Origin of the sequence: Pseudomaricurvus sp. (assembly GCF_965662505.1) — a bacterium.
GTDB lineage: Bacteria > Pseudomonadota > Gammaproteobacteria > Pseudomonadales > Cellvibrionaceae > Pseudomaricurvus.
On record NZ_CBFIHX010000032.1, the window covers coordinates 1 to 16,370 of the forward strand.

Annotated in this window: 16 protein-coding genes and 1 other RNA gene; 9 read left to right on the forward strand and 8 right to left on the reverse strand. The window is 52.7% G+C overall.

What is annotated here, in order from left to right:
* Positions 1-938: phospholipase A (locus ACTG33_RS06405; RefSeq protein ID WP_439134370.1), on the reverse strand; the 938-nt coding region annotated here is incomplete at its 3' end.
* Positions 939-1,158: 220 nt separating this feature from the next.
* Here ACTG33_RS06405 and ACTG33_RS06410 point away from each other — a divergent pair.
* From ACTG33_RS06410 to ACTG33_RS06420, 3 genes are all read left to right on the forward strand, one after another.
* Positions 1,159-1,638, forward strand: coding sequence for a peroxiredoxin (locus tag ACTG33_RS06410; protein ID WP_439134371.1), 480 nt, complete (start codon positions 1,159-1,161; stop codon positions 1,636-1,638).
* Between the two features lie 81 nt (positions 1,639-1,719).
* The gene (locus ACTG33_RS06415; protein WP_439134372.1) at positions 1,720-2,934 is read left to right on the forward strand and encodes an endonuclease/exonuclease/phosphatase family protein; all 1,215 of its coding nucleotides are present in this window, start codon (positions 1,720-1,722) and stop codon (positions 2,932-2,934) included.
* Positions 2,935-3,085: 151 nt separating this feature from the next.
* Positions 3,086-3,859: a DUF4124 domain-containing protein gene (locus ACTG33_RS06420; protein WP_439134373.1), complete on the forward strand. Its 774-nt coding sequence runs from the start codon at positions 3,086-3,088 to the stop codon at positions 3,857-3,859.
* A gap of 24 nt (positions 3,860-3,883) precedes the next feature.
* Here the strand turns inward: ACTG33_RS06420 and ACTG33_RS06425 are convergent, their stop codons facing one another.
* The 5 genes from ACTG33_RS06425 to ACTG33_RS06445 all read right to left on the reverse strand — a co-directional run bounded on the left by ACTG33_RS06425 (position 3,884) and on the right by ACTG33_RS06445 (position 6,063).
* Positions 3,884-4,489, reverse strand: coding sequence for a pilin (locus ACTG33_RS06425; RefSeq protein ID WP_439134374.1), 606 nt, complete (start codon positions 4,487-4,489; stop codon positions 3,884-3,886).
* Between the two features lie 41 nt (positions 4,490-4,530).
* A complete protein-coding gene (locus tag ACTG33_RS06430; protein WP_439134375.1) occupies positions 4,531-5,163 on the reverse strand; it encodes a 5-formyltetrahydrofolate cyclo-ligase in 633 nt (210 codons plus the stop codon).
* 23 nt (positions 5,164-5,186) lie between these two features.
* A non-coding RNA gene (ssrS, locus tag ACTG33_RS06435) (6S RNA) lies at positions 5,187-5,364 on the reverse strand.
* 87 nt (positions 5,365-5,451) lie between these two features.
* Positions 5,452-5,742: a cell division protein ZapA gene (locus tag ACTG33_RS06440; RefSeq protein ID WP_439134376.1), complete on the reverse strand. Its 291-nt coding sequence runs from the start codon at positions 5,740-5,742 to the stop codon at positions 5,452-5,454.
* 90 nt (positions 5,743-5,832) lie between these two features.
* Positions 5,833-6,063 (reverse strand): TIGR02449 family protein, encoded by a 231-nt coding sequence (locus ACTG33_RS06445; protein ID WP_439134377.1) that lies wholly within the window; start codon positions 6,061-6,063, stop codon positions 5,833-5,835.
* Positions 6,064-6,441: 378 nt separating this feature from the next.
* On the opposite strand from ACTG33_RS06445, the gene ACTG33_RS06450 reads away from it, so the two are divergent.
* From ACTG33_RS06450 to ACTG33_RS06465, 4 genes are read left to right on the forward strand one after another with little or no spacing between them, the layout of a single operon-like run.
* Positions 6,442-7,029, forward strand: coding sequence for a UPF0149 family protein (locus ACTG33_RS06450; protein ID WP_439134378.1), 588 nt, complete (start codon positions 6,442-6,444; stop codon positions 7,027-7,029).
* 20 nt (positions 7,030-7,049) lie between these two features.
* Entirely contained in the window at positions 7,050-8,366 is a 1,317-nt protein-coding gene (pepP, locus tag ACTG33_RS06455; RefSeq protein WP_439134379.1) for a Xaa-Pro aminopeptidase, read from the forward strand.
* Positions 8,366-9,640 (forward strand): 2-octaprenyl-6-methoxyphenyl hydroxylase, encoded by a 1,275-nt coding sequence (gene ubiH, locus ACTG33_RS06460; RefSeq protein ID WP_439134380.1) that lies wholly within the window; start codon positions 8,366-8,368, stop codon positions 9,638-9,640. The genes pepP and ubiH overlap by 1 nt, the downstream gene beginning before the upstream one ends.
* 28 nt (positions 9,641-9,668) lie before the next feature.
* Complete coding sequence (locus ACTG33_RS06465; protein ID WP_439134381.1) at positions 9,669-10,955, forward strand: UbiH/UbiF/VisC/COQ6 family ubiquinone biosynthesis hydroxylase; 1,287 nt, start codon at positions 9,669-9,671, stop codon at positions 10,953-10,955.
* A gap of 111 nt (positions 10,956-11,066) precedes the next feature.
* On the opposite strand, the gene ACTG33_RS06470 is transcribed toward ACTG33_RS06465, so the two are convergent.
* Together ACTG33_RS06470 and phaZ are read right to left on the reverse strand one after the other, a co-directional pair.
* Complete coding sequence (locus ACTG33_RS06470; RefSeq protein ID WP_439134382.1) at positions 11,067-11,876, reverse strand: hypothetical protein; 810 nt, start codon at positions 11,874-11,876, stop codon at positions 11,067-11,069.
* A gap of 140 nt (positions 11,877-12,016) precedes the next feature.
* Positions 12,017-12,847 (reverse strand): poly(3-hydroxyalkanoate) depolymerase, encoded by an 831-nt coding sequence (phaZ, locus tag ACTG33_RS06475; RefSeq protein ID WP_439134383.1) that lies wholly within the window; start codon positions 12,845-12,847, stop codon positions 12,017-12,019.
* Between the two features lie 391 nt (positions 12,848-13,238).
* Between phaZ and ACTG33_RS06480 the strand changes: the two genes are divergently transcribed.
* Both ACTG33_RS06480 and ACTG33_RS06485 read left to right on the forward strand, forming a co-directional pair.
* Positions 13,239-13,766: a phasin family protein gene (locus tag ACTG33_RS06480; protein ID WP_439134384.1), complete on the forward strand. Its 528-nt coding sequence runs from the start codon at positions 13,239-13,241 to the stop codon at positions 13,764-13,766.
* Positions 13,767-13,927: 161 nt separating this feature from the next.
* A complete protein-coding gene (locus tag ACTG33_RS06485; RefSeq protein WP_439134385.1) occupies positions 13,928-16,174 on the forward strand; it encodes a PHA/PHB synthase family protein in 2,247 nt (748 codons plus the stop codon).
* Positions 16,175-16,370: the final 196 nt, after the last annotated feature.

A 16,370-nucleotide genomic window follows, 5' to 3' on the forward strand; every position in this document is an offset into this window, starting at 1 on the left:
CCATAGCCATCCACATATTCAATGTAGCCGTTTAGGCGACCCGGTAGGGGGAAGCTGAGACTGAGCGTGGTGGAGGTGTGGTTATCCTTGCTGCGAAAATTGTTGCGTACCAGCGCAGACAGGACAAAGTCCTCGTCCCACTTGTAGGTGGCGATAAAGTCCGCGTAGCCGAGATAGGCCTCAATGTCGGGATTGTCATCGTCTTTTTCATCTTCAGGAATTCGATACCAGGGTTTGACGGTGAATCCCCATTGGTTCCGAGCGAAGACAAAATTAGCAAAAATGCGGTTCCAGCTGCGTGACAGGGGTTCGCCGCGACCGTTGGATTGATGCACAAAACCCACGGAGGTTTCCTCCAGAGTGGCTCCGAATACGTTCATGCGAGTGGGAAACGACCAGTAGATTTCTGGTTCGTAATTGGTTTCCCGAAAGGGGGCCGAGGCATCACCGTTGTAGGCCTGCCAGAGGGATACCTGTGTGTACCCCATCCACAACGTGGTTTTGTCGAACAGAAAGTCTTTGGCAATGGGCACTTTCAGGCTGATCTGGAATTTGATTTCTTCGTTGTCCAGTGATTCATCCGCCAGGGATAGGTTGCTGCTGTAAGGTTCGCCGTTGGGATCTTCAAGGTAAGTGTAAGGCAGGATATAGGTTTGGCGATGGGGCAAAATGACGAAGCGATTGTCTGCCAGCTGGTCTTCACTGTTCAGGCGAACCTCGACATCGGATACCTCTTCGGCAGGCGGGATATTTTCTGCCGTGCTCTCGGAGGTCGACTGTTTGGCGATCGCTTCCTTAATTTCCGCTTCCGGCACGCCAAACAGCTGGTCATAGCATGATAGGCGAGCAGTGTCCTCCTCAATGGATCGGCATTCCTGCTGCGTTTCTGCATGCGTGTTGAAGGTGGTTGCCAGTAGAAGAAACACAAAGGGTCGCATCAAGGTTGTCCTTACCAGGAGGTAATTTAGGGCGGGGTGGGCATGGGGTTGAAGGTCGGACATCAGTATAAGCAACTGACCGCTGGCTTGCAGTGAATTTATCCAGTCTTGTGAGGTTTTAAGCAGTCTCTTTGAGTAATAAGACTGTTTGTGAACTTGTGCTAGTCTGCGCAATGGCTCAGACTTTGGGCCTACTACATTCGTTATCAGGAGAGATACAATGACAATTCAAGTTGGCGACAAAATCCCATCCGTCACATTACAGGTTATGGGCGAGAAAGGGCCGGAAAAAGTCACCACGGACGAGCTGTTCAGCGGCAAAAAAGTGGTCATGCTGGCTGTGCCTGGGGCTTTTACACCGGGTTGCTCCATGACGCACTTGCCGGGTTTCGTGGTCAAGGTTGATGAAATCAAAGCCAAAGGTGTTGATGAGGTAATCTGTACCTCTGTCAATGATGCGTTTGTGATGGCTGCCTGGGGTAAAGATCAGAACGCCGAGCACATTACCATGCTGGCAGACGGCAATGGAGACCTGGCAGCGGCCTTGGGTTTGACCATGGATGCCAGTGGTTTTGGTTTGGGTGCAGTACGCAGTCAGCGCTACGCCATGATCGTCAATGACGGTGTGATCGAACTGTTGAATGTGGATGCAGGTAGCATTGATAAGAGCAGTGCAGAGACCATTCTTGCGGCGCTCTAATGGCAGGCTTCTGCCATAACGCCGTATTGCCGTATTAAAGAAGTAACGGTATTTAAGCACACAGTATTAAGAAGCAAAATAATGAAATATCTGGCTTACGCTTTGGGCACCCTGATCCTTGGGGTGGTATTGGTGATCGGCTGGGCGTGGCAGACCGTAGTCTGGTATCCACCGGTGGTGGATGTTGCGACCTCCTGTGATCAACCGGTGGCTCCATGGCCTGATCGTGGAGCGGCCACTCAGTCTCCGGTGCGTAAGTCAGATAACCTGCCAATCGAAGCCGAATTGCTGTCCAGCGGTTCCCGCCTTATAGAAAGTTCCCGTGACAGTAGCCCCCCTAACAACAGCAAATTGAAAGTGATGAGCTTCAATGTGCAATACATGGCGGGAAAGAATTATGTGTTTTTCTACGATGTTGAAGGTGGTCCAGATAACCAGCCGAGTAAAGTCGATACAGAGTTGACCCTGGACCGTGTGGCGGAAATCATCGAAGATGAAAACCCCGACGTCTTGATGCTGCAGGAAATCAATGATGAGCACGACAGTCGGACGTACTTTGTCGACCAGGTGGCGGCGCTGCAGCAACGATTAGGTTCGCAGGCTTATCCCTGTCACACCAGCGCCCATTACTGGCAGGCCGGCTTGGTTTTACACCCCAATGTATTGGGAGCGGTGAGCATGAAGTTGGTCACTCTATCCCGTTATCCCATGACGCAGGCAAGGCGCCATCAGTTACCGCTGATGGATCACGATCCGCTGACCACCCGGTTTTATTTTCAGCGAGCGGTGCTGGAATCCTGGATGGCGACGGAGTCGGGCAAACCGGTTGCGTTGCTGAATACTCACTTTGATGCCTGGGGCGAAGGTTCCGGATTGATGCAGAGTCAGGTGGCCACCACTTCGGCGGTTATCGACTCGCTGGAGCGTCAGCAGATTCCCTGGATTCTGGGCGGTGATTTCAATCTGCTGCCGGATGACGGGAACCGACAATGGACCCTGCTTACGGAAGCTCACGGTCAGGGTTTTGATGAGCAGACGGCGCTGGCGGCTTTGTCTGATCGATATCGGCAAATTCCTTCGTTAATGGATCTGACGGGTTCGCATCCTGAACAATGGTATACCCACTTCCCCAATGACCCGTCCGTCAGTGGTCCGGATCGCACGCTGGATTATTTGTTCTACAGTGACCAGTGGCAATTGAACGATGCCTATATCCGGCAGAGCGATACGCTGGATGTGTCCGATCACTTGCCGGTGATCGGCGTCTTTGAACTATCTGAGCAGGCGCCTGAATAGTCCGGATAGGGAATTTGCGGTAAACTCTGCCAACTGCTTGGGCTTAGCACAACCTGCAAAGCACCATCTGCATAAGCCAACCTGCTAAATAAGAAACGCAAAAAACAAGCAGGTAACACGATTAAAAGCGGTCAAGGAAAGGATTAAAAAAATGAACACCCGCTTATTGCGCCGTTGGACATCGGCCGGACTGATTTCTGTTACGCTCACCCTGTGTGCGGCACCCTCGGCGTTGGCCGCCAAACTGTATAAAGTGGTGGATGCCGATGGCAATATCACGTTCAGTCAGTTTCCTCCCGCCGAAAAGACCGACAAACACGAGATTGAAAGTGTCAAGGTCGACGCTGGCGGCGAAGTCAAAACCCCTGTAACCACCATCGGCAATACCCAGTATTGCGGCGACATCAGTCTGCCGGTCGCCCAGGTGGGTAGCCATGGCAGCACGCGCTTTTTGAAGAATGTTGCTCGCCAGAAAAAAAACTGGGAGAGGAGTCTGGAGCGTCTGGAAGCCCAGGTGGAGCGGGATAATCTGCGGCAGTTCAAGCAAAACAGCAGCCGCTATTACGGCAATACCAGCTATCGCAATCAGCGCAACCTCGAATATCAGAAACGCAAAGACGCCAACCTGCAATCACTGAAGGAACTGCGTTGTGCAATGGATTGGGCCGCGGAGCAGCAAAACGGTATGGAGACGTTGGCTGCCAATAACGCCGCAGAGATCAAACGGTTACAGCAGGTGCACAACAACCTTCAAGGCGCGCTGCAGAATAATTGCGGAGCTGAGCCAGTCTATGATCCCAGCGATCCGGCGCTCAAGCATCAGCGAAAAGAGTGGCGCAAGTGTGCCGGCGAGTATCTGTCCGACATGCGCAGTGTTGAGCGTGAGTTGAGCAATGCGTCGCGCAATATTCAGTCTACGCGCTAGGTGGGGCCTCGCCCGGATTTCGAATTACTTGCGGCAGCGCAGTGGCAGGTATTTTACGGGGACGTCAGTCAGGTTATCTCCAGCCGCGTTCATTCCTGACGGTACAGAATCGTAACCGCAGATCCAGGACGCGGGCACCAGCGGTGAATCTTTGACGTAGACGGGCTGCAGCGTAAGGATTTTGCCCTGAAGCATCTCCGGGCTTTTTTGTCCCAGACGTAAATGGATCGCACCCTTTTCCACTTTCAGTTCACTCAGGTAGTTGCCTATATACTTGTCCGGTTCTGGCATTCCCACAGCTTCGTTATTGTCAGGAAAGCTGCCATTCAGCGCGTAGTGTTGCGTCACTTTGGCTGTTGCAGGTTCGACCAGTTCCAGAGTTTCGACAATTTGTAATTGAATGTGCCGATAGCCCTTTGAGGGTACTGCCATCATCGCCAGAACCGCAATGATGGCAACCACCACCAGCATCTCCAGCAGAGTAAAACCGCGCGCGCGTTGAGATGATTCCGTTGAAAGAGGATATGGTCTGCGATGGGCTGGGATCATGACTAAAATGTAATGACGGCGTATAAGGAGAAGGCGAGCCGTCATTGTCTCGTTGTTATTAATGAGCCCGAAGTATAACAAGTTTGCTCCTGGCTTAACGTCGGGGTTGGCAGTTTTCTGGATTAAACCGTAAAAAAGTCCCGCCCGGTTCGATTTTGATCGGCAACAATAATCTCCCGATCCGTCGCCACCGCACTCAGCGGAATGTCCCAGTGTGCCAGTTGTAATTGCTCCACCTGCTGACAGTGATGAGCGAGCCCCACGAGGTAGGGTTTGTGTGTCGCGGCGCTCTGTTTAAAGGCAAAGCTGCGATCATAAAATCCGCCGCCCATGCCCATTCGCCCACCTTGACGATCGAAGCCGACCAACGGCAGAAACACCACATCCAGTTGACGGACGACAAAGCGATTTCGAAACAGAGCGCGGGGCTCGGGAATGCCAAAGCGGTTTTTCACCAGTGGCGTTGTGGGGGTGTGACGTACGAACCAGAGCCGGTTGTCTTTGCCGGGCGCCAGTACCGGCAGATAACAGTGTTTGCCCCGACGCCAGGCTTCGCGTATCAGCGGGCGGGGATCGATTTCGCCGTCATTGGGCAAGTAAAACGCGATGTGTTGACTGCGCAAAAACACAGGCTGTCGTTTCAGTTGCTGAAGCAGCTTCTCAGCGGCTTGAACTTGTTGTTGGGGAGAGAGTGAGCGGCGGCGGGCGCGAAGCGTTTTGCGGAGTGTCTGACGCGGAGTTTGGCGATTTTCCATAGGGGTCGCTTGCGGCCAAAGAATAGAGCCCCGAATGTGCGGCTGTCGACTTGGCCTTGAACCGTAAGGTTCAAGGTGGGGGTCCCTGCAATGCCTCAGGCTTTCCGTCAAGCGGACGTGCACACTGGCATTGGCGAGTTACCCCCGGGGTATAGATTATCGGCTCGAGGACTCGTCGACTGGCCAACACTTCAGGGTGAGTGCAGTATAACGCAGATGAGGAACAGTCTAAATATTGAACTTTGCCGGATTTAGGCGTATGGCACAGGAACTGTAAAAGCAGGGCTGTTACAGCTTGTTCAGTGCCTGATCGACCTTGTGTGAAAGGCGCTCAAGGACATCGCTGTTGATGGCTGCGCCACCAGTCTGGCCGGAAGTTTCCAGTAATTCGTGGCTGAGGTTTAAAGCGGCCATCACGGCGATACGCTCAAGACCAATCACTGAGCCGCTGGAGCGAATCTCGCGCATCCGCTGATCCAGATTGTGAGCCGCTTGCAGCAGGGCGTCTCTTTCCCCAGCCGGGCAGGCTACTTGATACTCTTTGTCGAGAATCTTGACGAAAACAGTTTCGCTGCTCATAGCTTTGGTCCTTGGCGACCGTCTTCTGTAACGGTCTTCAGTAAACAGTCTTTACAACAATCGTGACGACAGCCTGTAAAGTCGCTGGTCTCAGGCTTGCTCTTCGAGACTTTTCAGGCGTGAAATCATGGCTTCTACGCGGTTTTTGGCCAGCTCATTTTTTTCCACCAGCCGGGCGCGTTCCACCTGCCAGTCGGATTCCCGAACCTTGGAGGCGTTAACCTCCTGCCGCAGTTGGCCGTTTTCTTCGTTCAGGCGCCCACATAGCTCAATCAATTGGTCGAGTTTCTCTTCAAGTGCAAGAAGCAGCTGGTCTGTCATGCTTGTGTGAGCCTGTGGTCAGTGTTTGAGCGACTGTTTCGAATGAGGTATTCGAGTGAGTATCAAGCGGGTAACGGCAGCTGATTTCGTGCTCGGAAGCCAGCTGTGCCCTTTTAATATCGCAAACTACTATATTGTGCCTCTGGATAGGGGTCAATAAGGCAGTCAGGGGTTTCTAGAAACATGCTGCGAAATGTGCTCTATCACACTGTTATATATAGAGAAATTAATGTGCCAGTGTGTCTGGGGCGGCGTCGCAATAATGCGTTCAGGCGCGATAAAATGAATGGGTGAGAACGCCTGTACGGGGCTGAGGTTGTTTTCTGCCTGTTGTCGCTTTCGTGATAGGATTCCCTTGAGTGAATCTATGGATAAATTATGAGTAACACAGAACCTTTGATTTCGTTTGAAGAACTGAACCACCTGCTGGTGCCGCTGGGCGCACTGAACAGTCCGTCCGAATTGCACGGGATGCTGTGTGGCAAATTGAGTGGCGGTTTACGTCTGAGCAGCGAAGAGTGGGCCGAAGAAGCGCTGACGTTTCTCGATGTCATCACCAATGAAGAAGAGGGCGTGGTTGGCGACCCCGAAGGGTTGGGTCAGGCGGCCATTGCCCGCCTCTATCATGCGACTTTGGGTCAGATGGAAGACAGCAACTATGGCTTTGAGGTGATGCTGCCGGATGATACCGCCGAGCTGGAGCGACGCACTGCGGCACTGGGCGAGTGGTGTCATGGCTTTCTGTCAGGATTTGGCAGTGCCGGCTTGCCTGCCGACACCACGTTTTCTCCCGATGCGGCGGAAGCGCTGCGTGATCTGGCGGCGATTGTCAGCATCGGTGAAGGCGCCGATGAAGAAGACGCCGAAGCGGACTTTGCCGAAATTGTAGAGTATGTCCGCATGGCGGTACTGACTCTGTTTGCGGACTTCGGTCAGAAAAAGGACGCCTCACCGGTATTGCACTGATTGCCTGAGTAGGGAGTGGTATGAGCATTAGCAAACAAGAATTTGCCCGCCGTCGCAAACAGCTGATGGCGATGATGGAATCGAACAGCATCGCGATTCTTCCCGCTGCACCGGAACGCGTGCGTTCACGGGACACAGAATACAACTTTCGCCAGGACAGTGATTTCTATTATCTGACCGGTTTTGTGGAGCCCGAATCGGTGCTGGTGTTGATTCCTGGGCGGGATCACGGTGAGTTTGTGCTTTTTTGTCGCGAGCGGGATCGGGAAAAAGAAACCTGGAACGGCTATCGCGCCGGGCCGGAAGGCGCCTGCGAAAGATATGGTGCGGACGATGCGTTTCCCATCGACGATATTGATGACATTCTGCCGGGGCTGATCGAGGGTCGCGAGCGGGTTTACTACGCGATGGGCAAGGACGCGGACTTTGATCATCAGGTGATGGTCTGGGTCAACGCCATCCGCGCGCAGATCCGTACCGGGGCGATTCCTCCGGGTGAATTCCTGGATCTGGATCACTTTCTGCACGACATGCGTCTCTACAAAAGTGCCGCCGAAGTGCGGGTGATGAAGCGTGCCGGTGAGATTTCCGGCAATGCCCACGCGCGGGCGATGAAATCCTGCAAGCCGGGCATGTACGAATATCAACTGGAGGCGGAAATTCAGCATGAGTTTGCCATGAACGGCGCCCGCTTCCCCGCCTACAACACGATTGTGGGCGGTGGTGATAACGGCTGCATTCTGCATTATGTGGACAATTGCGATGAACTGAAGGACGGCGATCTGGTGTTGATCGACGCAGGCTGTGAGTTCGAATATTATGCGGCCGACATTACCCGCACCTTCCCGGTGAATGGCAAGTTCACCAAAGAGCAGCGAGCGCTGTATGAGCTGACCCTGAAAGCTCAGGAAGCCACCTTTGCCGAGATCAGACCCGGTAATCACTGGAATGCACCTCATGAAGCATCGGTGCGGGTCATCACTGAGGGGCTGGTGGAGCTGGGTTTACTGATTGGTGATGTGGAGACACTCATCGAAAAAGAAGCCTACAAAGAGTTTTACATGAACCGTGTCGCCCACTGGCTGGGCATTGATGTACACGATGTGGGGGATTACCGCGTGGGTGGAGAGTGGCGCGTGCTGGAGCCCGGCATGTGCATGACGGTTGAACCCGGCATCTATGTGGCGCCGGACAATGCCGGTGTCGATGCCAAGTGGCGAGGCATTGGTATCCGCATCGAGGACGATGTACTGATCACCAAAGACGGCTGTGAGATTCTCACGGAGAATGCCCCGAAAACCGTAGACGAGATTGAAGCCTTAATGGCCGCCAGCTGATGAGTGAACAACAAGAGCAATCGTCCTCGGATACTTTAGCGTCCGCGGATACCTTAACAACGGATATCGCCATTGTCGGTGGCGGTATGGTGGGCGCGGCGCTGGCGTCGCTGTTTGCCTGCGCCAATCCCCGCTGGTCTATTACTCTGATTGAGGCGTTTCCTCTGCCGACTGAAGATGCACCGGCCTATCAACCCAGTTATGACGATCGCTCGACGGCTATTGCCCATGGCAGCGTAGCGCTGCTGCAGCAGGTGGGAGTGTGGGAAACCTTGTCACAGTACGCCACGCCCATTGAGCAGGTGCATGTTTCGGACAAGGGGCACGTGGGCGGAGCCGTGATTGATCGCCACAAGGTGGGTGTAGACGCCCTCGGTTATGTCGTGCCCAACGCCTGGATTGGCCGGGTGCTGATCCGACATTTACAAACCCTGCCCAACATCACGCTGCTATCTCCGGCAAAGGTGAACAAGCTGACGCCCGTGGCCGACGGTGCCCGGTTGCAGATTCAAGCTGAGGGTCAGGAATCCACGCTTCACACCCAGTTGGCGGTGATTGCCGATGGCGCTCACTCGCGCTTGCGGGCCAGTCTCGGTATCGATGTGGATATTCAGGATTACCGGCAGACCGCCATCATCGCCAATATCGGTCTGGCCCAGCCCCATCAGGGTGTCGCATACGAGCGTTTTACCGACGAGGGGCCGATGGCCATGCTGCCTCTGGGGGGCTCGGTGGATGGACGAACTTGTGCACTGGTGTGGACGCAGCCCACAGAGCAGGCTGAGGAAGTGCTGTCTCTCCCGGACGAAGAGTTTCTGACGCGCCTACAGCAGCGGTTCGGTTTCCGTTTGGGGCAGCTGACCGGTGTTGGCAAACGCGACAGCTACCCATTGACCTTGTCGGTCGCTAAAGAACAGATCCGCTCGTCGCTGGTGGTGATGGGTAATGCCGCCCACTTTTTACACCCGGTAGCGGGACAGGGTTTCAATCTGGCGGTGCGCGATTGCGCGGCATTGGCGGCGACCCTGGCGCAGGCCGGTGATCGACCGCTGGGCAGTTTGTCGTTGCTGCAGGCATACTGGCAGCAGCAGGAGCTGGATCAGCAGGCGACCATTCATTTCAGCGATCAATTGACCAAACTTTTTACCAGCAGCAAATTACCTCAGGCTGCACTGCGCGGCTTGGGGTTTGTGGGATTGGAATGTGTTCCTCCGGCAAAACAGTGGCTGACCCTGCAAACCATGGGCAAAGCCAGTCGGCAGGTGATGTTGTGACGGACTCAAACAATGACGAGCAGCGTGTATGACTGACGAATCGGTGCAGGGACAGGAACAAGCGACTCCCGGAAGGGGCTTGTCACAGCACTACGATGTAGTGATTGTAGGTGCGGGGCTGGTCGGCAGCGCGATGGCCTGCGCGCTGGCAGCGGATGCCCGTGGCGAATCACTGCGCATTGCGGTGGTGGAAGCCGGTGGTGAACCTCGCGCTTATCAGGGCGCGGATTTTGATCCCCGGGTGGTGGCTCTGACCCACGTGTCACAGGAATTGTTGGACAGTGTCGGCGCCTGGCCTCTGATCCGGCAACAGCGTGTCTGTCCCTATACCGATATGGAGGTTTGGGATGCGGATGGCACCGGCAATATTCATTTTGACAGTCGCGAAGTGCAGCAGCCCTGTCTGGGACATATCGTTGAGAGCAGCGTGATCACTCAGGCCTTGCTGCAGAGATTGGAGGCTTATCCGCAAATTACCCTGCTGCGTCCTGCCCGGGTTAAGCATTTGCTGCGGCCTGAAAATCCCGATCAAATTCAGATTTTACTCGAAGATAACGACCATTTACCGACGACAAAGCTGACTGCGTCACTGTTGCTCGCCGCGGATGGGGCCAACTCCAAAGTGCGGGAGCTGGCGAACATGGCAACCCGTGAGTGGAATTACGGCCACGATGCGATTGTGACCACGGTGCGTACCGAAGAGCCACATGAATTTACCGCCTGGCAGCGATTTTTACCGTCCGGTCCGCTGGCGTTTCTGCCGCTACAGCTGGAGACCGAAGCCGGTCTTGACGCACACTACAGCTCTATCGTCTGGTCGATTAGCAGTGAGCGGGTACCGGATCTGATGGCGATTAGCGATCAGGACTTTATGCGAGAGTTAGGGCGTGGATTTGAGCATCGCCTGGGCAAGGTCACTGAGGTGGCCAAGCGTTTTACCTTCCCTTTGCGTCAGCGCCATGCGGTTGATTACATTCAGCAAAACATTGCTCTGTTGGGCGACGCTGCGCACACGGTCCACCCTCTGGCAGGTCAGGGCGTCAATCTCGGTTTTCTCGATGTGTGCGCACTGCGCGATGAAGTTCTGCGTGCGTGCCAGCGGCAACTGCCGTTGTCTGATCCTTCCATTCTCAAACGTTATCAGCGTGCAAGAAAATCTCACAATCTGGGCATGATGGGGGTGATGGAAGGCTTCAAGCGTTTGTTTGGTGCCGATCACTTGCAAGTGCGCTGGTTGCGCAACGAGGGCATGCGACAACTCAATAGTGTGCCGCTGCTGAAGAATGCCGTCGTTAAGCAGGCGATGGGGCTGTAGTAGAGTAAGCCTGTAGTAGGGTCAGCCTGTAGTAGGGTCAGCCTGAAGTAGGGTGAGGTGAAGTAGAGCGAGCCTGAAGTAGGGGCTAAGCCTTATCCCAGGCTACTGTCCCTAGCGTTGCTTCGCTTTTACCCCGTGGTGATCCCGGTGCAGAATGTTGTGCATAAACGAATGTTTTACGCGGCGGCACTTGGCATAGATCTCACCGTCACCGGTGTTGATGGTATAGCCCAGTCGACGAAAAGCTTTGCGGCGATCACGTCCGGCCCAATAGCGCGCCAGCGTCATGCGGGTCAGCAGTCGATAGCAGGAGTAGAGGTGGAAACGCATCTGCTGCTGTTCGTCGGTTGTGGGGGTGGTGTTCGTCAATAAGCCCTGATGCAACATCTTCTTAAATTCGAACTTCACCAGTTTGCCTTCATTTTTCAACCCTACCAGATTGATAACCTGCACTGTGCTTTTGAACTCTTTCTTGAGCAAACCGTGCAGATACTCGATCTCGTGCGCAAGATTTTTGTCCTTGGGTGCCTGAGACATCAGTGTGCGAATAATGGAATCTTCCTGATGGCTGGGGAGCGAGGGAAAGAACAGATGTCGTTGAAAGAAGTAGCGCACATAGGAGCTGAGTCGTGAGAGGTAGGGGGTGACGTGAGCCGCCAGCAGGATCGCGAGAGCCACCCAGGGGGCCAGCTTGGGGTCCAGAAATATTGCCAGGAGCTTGCTGACAGAATACAGCAGGCAAAAGGAAAAGATGCTGTAAAACAGTGTGATAATGACCAGTCGAGCCGGGGTGGCGGTGTGGTGAATGCTTAGCGGCCAGTGTTCTTCTTCGGTTTCATTTTTTAACAGTGCGGGCAGCGATTGCCAGTGGAACAGTGCCCACAGGGTAAAAGCGAGGAATAAAATCGTGGGTAGTAACATTACCTTGAGCCCTCTTTATTTCTGCATTTCTGCATTTCGGCGTGTTTGTTATTACGGAGTCTCCGCTTAGAGTGCTTCCGCTTAGAACACTTCCGGATAGTGAAGTACCCTTCGAAACAACTGACGGGTGGGTGTTCGGTTCAATGCACGACGGACAGCTGCACGGCTGGGTCGGAGTATGTCAAAAAGTCTGTAATCATGGGTGCCACCTCTGACATTTTTGTCATCAACAGCAAATGTCCGCAGTCAATTTCAATCAGCTGACTGTTGGGAATGCGGCTGTGCAGTATCCGGGCATTGACGACCGGTACCAAAGGATCATCCGTGCCTGCCAGTATTAAAGTTTGTTGTGGCAGCTTGTGAAGCCAGTGGATGCTGGTCCAGTATGCGCCAGCGTAGAGTTGATACAAATAGCCCTGGCTCGACTTTGGAGGACGCACACGATCCGTATACTCGTCCATTAAAGCGGGATCGTTGCGCAGTTCGCCGCCATAAATATGCTGGGCGATGTCCTTCAGATAATTCTTATCAAAGTAACGTTTAGGGTTTGTCAGCTTCATAAATACCGAGGGCTTGCCTGGCACCATAATGGCTCCGGCGCTGGTTGCTGCCAAAATCAGGTTAGGACAGCGTTTGGGAAAACGATGCGCAAATTCCTGAGCCATGGCTCCACCCCAGGAAACCCCCAATGCGTCAGCCTGACCGTAGCCAAAGTGATCCAAAATCTGGGCGGACATCTTCGCCAGTCCTTTAAAGCGCATGGGCAGCTTGGGAACTTCGGATAAACCAATGCCGGGCATGTCGAAGGTGATGCATTCGATGCCATCCAGTTCTTGCATAAGGGGAATCAAGATTTCCAGGTTTGCACCGATGCCGTTGAACAATAACAGAGGACGTTCGCTGGAATCGGGTTTCCTTGCGACATGGATCTGAAGCCCCATGACTTCAATAAAGCATTCTTCAATTTCCAAACTCAAGATTCCTTGTCGCCCATTTGCCCTAGAAATTCAGTATGTCAGTGGCTAATCATTTATCAAGAGGTTGTGACAATTATTTTATCGAGAAGAAAATTGTGGCGCATTAATCTCTATGTGGTGCGCTATGTTGCAGCACGGTGACACCTTTATTGCACACCTGTAATGCAGTTTCTTTTAACCTAAAATATTAATCATTTTTTAACCAGATGTTCATTGACAGTGACCCGCATTGAACATACTTTTGACGTGTACCTAATGAATTTGGACGCATTGTTGACCGCCGTTGTTCTGGAGTTTCAAGGCATGGATCGCCGCTTCCACTTTCTCTATCGATCATTCTGGTTTTTGCTCTTTAGTGGGCTTCTGCAAATTTATGAGGTTAATTATGACTGCACAAAAAAACATGGATTCCGAGTTGTCTGAAAAACTTCCTATGGGAGTGTTGACCACAGGGAAAGCTAACGCGGGTAAGGTTATCTCCCGTGTTGGTAACTTCTACAAGTACGCGTGGTACACGGCGTTGGGTTCTGCGCTGACTTTGGAAGAGAGCGTTTCTGGTTTCGGCAAGAAGATGGCTGAAAAGGGTGAAAAGGTTGAGTTGAAAGCGAAAACCAAAATCACCAAGAAGTTTGATGTTCGGAAAACCAAAATCACCTCCGCGAGCGAGGACATCAAGTCCAAAGCCCAGGGGAAAATGGATGATGTTGAGCACATTATTGATAAGGGTGTGAACAAGTCTCTGCACTTTATCGGTGTGCCGAGTCGTAAGGATATGGATCAGATGACCATGTTGATGAAAGATATGGCTGATTCCATTACTGAGCTGTCCACTCAACTTCAGGAAAAGAAGACGACTACCAGTCGGGCAAAAAAGACGACAACGAAGTCAGACAGCCAATCCTCAGCGGCCTAGATTTTTAAACATCGTAGTACGAATCTAGAAGTACGAATCTAGAAGTACGGATCTAGACGTACGGGGAAAGCAGTGGGCGTAGGATAGACACTTCCGCAAAGGAAGTGCGGAGTGTCTGCAGTTCAAGGGTAAGAGGTTTCATCCAGGGGTGAGTTTTTATTATGAATCATGCGAGCGCAGTTCCGGGCATTGATGAAAAGCGGTCATCAGTAAAGCCGGAGATTTTCTCAGAAGTCGACATCATCGAAAAAGCGCCAGAAAAGCGTATCGGCAAGCACAACGGCCGAGCCAGTCAAACTCATCCCCCGGTATCCTCGAAACCCGTTCAGCCCGAACTTGAGTCTAATGAAGTTGAGTCTAAGGTTGAGTCTAAGAAAGCCACACCGGACGACGTGGCCAAAGTGTCTCAACAAAAAACTCCTCAAGCGGAGTCTGCTGCACCTGAGCCTAAACGATCTCTGGAATCCAGTCTTGAGCGTTTGAAGCGCAGCTCCCAAGCGTTAAATCACTTTGCTGATGGTTTGCGACGTCAATACGAATTGGATGAGGCTCGAAATGACGCCTGTCCGGCGGAATCGGTTGCAGCGGACGACTCTGTAACTGAAGAAAACTCTGTAACTTTAGAAGACACTGTAATTGAAACCGCAGTAGAAGATTACATAGCGAAAGACGACATCGCGGGATCTGACGCTCTTGATTCCGGTGTGCAACTTCACGCCAATGTTCCGGAGAAGTACCTGCGTTACAGTCGTATCCCCAATGATCAGGAGGTCGGTCCTTTTAAAGGAAAAGGGTTGTTGGAATCGACGTCTCGGTTTTTTCTGCAGGCGATTAAGCAGCCGGATGTATTTGCCGAGCACTATACAAATTTTGCCAAAGAATTATTGAATATCGTGCAGGCACGGTCCTCTATCGAGCCTGAGCGAAAGGATAAACGTTTTCGTGATGCGGTATGGAGAGATAACTTTCTGTATCGCTCGGTAATGCAAACCTACCTGGCATGGGACAAAGAAGTGTCTGGCTGGGTGGAAGATCTGGATATGGATGACGCGGATCGTCGTCGTAGCCGATTCTTATATGAACAACTCAGCGCCATGCTGGCACCCACCAATTCACCGTTAAACCCGGTTGCGGTTAAACGCGCCTATCAGACGGGTGGCAAGAGTGTGGTTTCAGGGCTGAAGCATCTGGTTGATGACATTCAACACAATCACGGTATGCCGACTCAAGTACTGGCAGATTCTTACACCGTGGGTGAAGATCTGGGCATTTCTCCCGGAGCCGTTGTTTATCGCAGCGAAGTCCTGGAATTAATCCAGTACCAAATGGAAGAGGGACAGGTTGTCAGTGAGCGTCCGGTTTTGATTGTGCCGCCACAGCTGAACAAGTTTTATGTGTTTGATCTGACGCCTAAGAACAGCATTGTTAAGTACTTGCAGTCACAGGGGGTTCAGCCATTTATCATTAGCTGGCGCAACCCTTCGAAGCACAATGCCGAATGGAATCTGGACCGTTATGTTTCAGAGCTGGAGTCTGCCATTGAGGTCATGTGCGAAGTGACCGGCAGTGATCAGATCAATCTGGCCAGTGCCTGTGCGGGCGGCCTGACCTCCATGGCATTGTTGGGATACTTGCAAGCGGCCAATAAGCCATTGGTGCACTCACACTCCATGTTTGTCACGGCGCTGCAAGCGGACGATAGCTTTCAGCTAGGACTTTTTGCCTCGCGGGAAGCGGTGGAAATGAGTCGCAAAATATCCAAGGTCAACGGATTCATGGACGGCAAGTCTTTGTCCCACATCTTTGCCTGGTTACGACCTACGGACCTGGTGTGGAACTTCTGGATCAATAATTATCTGTTGGGTAAAGAGCCTCCGGCGATGGATGTGCTCTACTGGGATAATGATTCTACGCGTCTGCCAGCAGGTCTGCACAGTGACTTTCTTGATATTTTCCTCAAGGATGCGTTTGCTAACCCGAATACGTTGGAAGTCAAAGGGCACCCCATTGACGTGAAAAAACTCACCATGGACTTTTACTGTGTGGGTGGCGATGAAGACTATCTGATGCCCTGGAAGAAATGCTTTGAAGCACCGGATCTGGTCGATGGTAAATGCACCTTTGTACTCAGTAACAGTGGCCATATTCAGAGCGTGCTGCGTCCACCGGGTATCGCCAACACTTACTACTATACTAATGAATACAAGAGTTCCAATGAAGACAAGCCGGATGCTGAACAGTGGTTGCAGACTGCCACTAAAAATAGCGGTAGCTGGTGGGAGCACTGGAGCAACTGGGTAAAGCAGCGCTCGGGTTCTCAGCGTTTCGCACCGAGTCGCCTGGGGAGCGATCAGAATCCCCCCTTGTCTCCGGCTCCCGGTCTTTACGTCAACGAAAAGGTGAGTTGATACGACAGCTGGAAAGCAAACACTGGTTCTTCTCTATTCGTATCCATTGAAGGTTTGTTTCTCTATATCTCGTCTCTGAAGGCCCGCATTGCGGGCCTTCTTCGTTTTGCCCTGTTTGTGTTTCCCGGTGGTCTGTGGAATAGTGCGCAATTGTGTGCCGGCTGGTTCTGGTGTGAATGTGTGACGTTTGTTCAGG

Bases quoted from the DNA above. Each gene is read 5' to 3' on its own strand.
- ACTG33_RS06410 (WP_439134371.1), top strand. From the start codon at position 1,159: ATGACAATTCAAGTTGGCGACAAAATCCCATCCGTCACATTACAGGTT.
- ACTG33_RS06415 (WP_439134372.1), top strand. From the start codon at position 1,720: ATGAAATATCTGGCTTACGCTTTGGGCACCCTGATCCTTGGGGTGGTA.
- ACTG33_RS06420 (WP_439134373.1), top strand. From the start codon at position 3,086: ATGAACACCCGCTTATTGCGCCGTTGGACATCGGCCGGACTGATTTCT.
- ACTG33_RS06430 (WP_439134375.1), bottom strand. From the start codon at position 5,163: ATGGAAAATCGCCAAACTCCGCGTCAGACACTCCGCAAAACGCTTCGC.
- ACTG33_RS06440 (WP_439134376.1), bottom strand. From the start codon at position 5,742: ATGAGCAGCGAAACTGTTTTCGTCAAGATTCTCGACAAAGAGTATCAA.
- ACTG33_RS06445 (WP_439134377.1), bottom strand. From the start codon at position 6,063: ATGACAGACCAGCTGCTTCTTGCACTTGAAGAGAAACTCGACCAATTG.
- ACTG33_RS06450 (WP_439134378.1), top strand. From the start codon at position 6,442: ATGAGTAACACAGAACCTTTGATTTCGTTTGAAGAACTGAACCACCTG.
- pepP (WP_439134379.1), top strand. From the start codon at position 7,050: ATGAGCATTAGCAAACAAGAATTTGCCCGCCGTCGCAAACAGCTGATG.
- ubiH (WP_439134380.1), top strand. From the start codon at position 8,366: ATGAGTGAACAACAAGAGCAATCGTCCTCGGATACTTTAGCGTCCGCG.
- ACTG33_RS06465 (WP_439134381.1), top strand. From the start codon at position 9,669: ATGACTGACGAATCGGTGCAGGGACAGGAACAAGCGACTCCCGGAAGG.
- ACTG33_RS06470 (WP_439134382.1), bottom strand. From the start codon at position 11,876: ATGTTACTACCCACGATTTTATTCCTCGCTTTTACCCTGTGGGCACTG.
- ACTG33_RS06480 (WP_439134384.1), top strand. From the start codon at position 13,239: ATGACTGCACAAAAAAACATGGATTCCGAGTTGTCTGAAAAACTTCCT.
- ACTG33_RS06485 (WP_439134385.1), top strand. From the start codon at position 13,928: ATGAATCATGCGAGCGCAGTTCCGGGCATTGATGAAAAGCGGTCATCA.